Origin of the sequence: Halomonas sp. BN3-1, from assembly GCF_003056325.1 — a bacterium.
GTDB classification, from domain to species: Bacteria; Pseudomonadota; Gammaproteobacteria; order Pseudomonadales; family Halomonadaceae; genus Halomonas; species Halomonas litopenaei.
This window is the reverse complement of record NZ_PYVV01000034.1, coordinates 1-1,749: the sequence shown is the minus strand read 5'-3', so window position 1 is coordinate 1,749 and position 1,749 is coordinate 1. Positions and strand designations below refer to the sequence as shown.

The window sequence follows — 1,749 nt, the reverse complement described above, 5'->3', positions numbered from 1 at the left end:
ACAAGTACTATGACCTCCGGGACCCTGCCGGAGCGCCTGATAAACGACGGCTTGCCGAGCAGATGACGCCGGATCAAATACGGCAAGCCATCGAGCTCTCTAGAGCCTGGCAGGAGGAGCATGGCATCTTTGTACCGAGCTACTACGGACTGGAATACCAACCGGACGGGAGTTTCAAATAATGCAACAAACACGTGATTTCTTTCTTGAGGAATCACTATACAATGCTGGCTTTCGACCTCAATCTCGAGCACTTGAATTCGAGCAACAAGGCTAGCGGTCGGATCTATGGCTATTTCTTCCCATCACCTGTAAATATCTTAAGCTCTCTCCTCTTGTTGCCGGCGTCGAAAACTGGGTCAACCGCTGTCGCTATGGCAATCACCAGGGACAGCGACTTCCTTATGAAGCCTTGGCTTGGAAGCGCAACTTCTTGGAAAAGTTCCAAGGATCAGCGAATACCACGCCATTAAAAGAGAAGTTTTTTTACGTAGTAACAAGCCTCTCAAACCACTGAAAATTTCCGTCAGCTTCGTTTCTTCAGACACTTCATCAGACACTAAAGCTGATATATTCAGGATGAGCATCTGACCATGGACAGGAATAGAAAGATACTTGACATACCAGCCTTTATACTAATCTACTTCTTCCTTCTAACAGGTTGTGACGGCACATCCCCTTTCAGCACCACTAGAGGACACAGCACTTCTACCATAGCGATGGAAGCGTCTCCATACTTTATCGCAAACTCCACCGACAATAGCCCTCTTTGGGACAGCTTTGAAGGTATCACAGTAGAAGACCTTACAAATAAAGCTAAAGCTAGTGATGGCGAATCCACATTTCTGCTAGGGCTTATCCAGTTCGGCCATATCACGGGATTCGAGCGAGAACCAGATACAAGTGAAGGTATACGACTGCTTCAAGAAGCATGGCGATTGGGAGTGATCGACGCGGGTCATTCTCTTTTCACCGTCTACTACGAGGGCATCGGCACCCGAATCAGTAAACCCTTGGCGCAGGCCTATCTCCAGGCAAGCGCGGAAAAGGGCTATATCCTCTCCCAGAAAAGACTGGGCTTCGCCTACCGAGGTTCCGACCCTCGCGGACTGGTGGAGAAAGATATCCAGCAGGCGAGAATCTGGTTCACCCGCGCCGCCGAACAGGGCGACGCCGAATCAGCCTCACAGCTTGCCGCCATCTATCGTAAAGGCCTCGGCGTGCCCAAGGATGAACGAACAGCATTCGAGTGGTTAAAGCGTGCCGAAAATATGCCATTCGATGGAAGTATTAGTCATGGCGGCCTTGCAGTGTACTACGAAGAGGGCATCGGCACCGAGGTGGACCTGGTACAAGCCTACAAGTATTTCGACCTCCAAGGCACAGCCGGCGTCCCCGACAAGAAACGCCTGGAAGCACAAATGACACCGGAGCAGGTCCAGCAAGCCATCGCCCTGTCGCGAGCCTGGCAGGAAGAAAATCGTACATTTTTCCCAAGCTACTACGGCCTGGAACACCAATCGGATGGCAGCTATCGGTGAGGTAGCGTCCTAGGCGATCGCCAACCACTTCCTGGCCCAATCCGATCGCAAGGCTGGCTTTCTATCCCAATCTCAAGCACTTGAATTCGAGCAAAAAGGCTAGCCTTCGGATCTATAGCTATTTCTTCCCATCACCTATAGACATCTTAAGCTCTCTCGTCTTGTGGCCGGCGTCGAAGACTGGGTCAACCGCTGTCGCTATGGCAAT

The 1,749-nt window shown here is 51.1% G+C and carries 2 protein-coding genes; both read left to right on the top strand.

Features of this window, described 5'->3' with window-relative positions:
- On the top strand, window positions 1–182 hold a 182-nt coding region (locus tag C9F12_RS22850), incomplete at its 5' end, for a hypothetical protein (RefSeq protein ID WP_205254756.1).
- A 411-nt stretch (window positions 183–593) separates the two neighbouring features.
- A complete protein-coding gene (locus C9F12_RS22150; protein ID WP_108450235.1) occupies window positions 594–1,541 on the top strand; it encodes a tetratricopeptide repeat protein in 948 nt (315 codons plus the stop codon).
- The last annotated feature ends 208 nt before the right edge of the window (window positions 1,542–1,749 follow it).

Excerpts from the sequence above, each read along its gene's own strand:
- C9F12_RS22150 (WP_108450235.1), top strand. The coding sequence starts at position 594 with ATGGACAGGAATAGAAAGATACTTGACATACCAGCCTTTATACTAATC.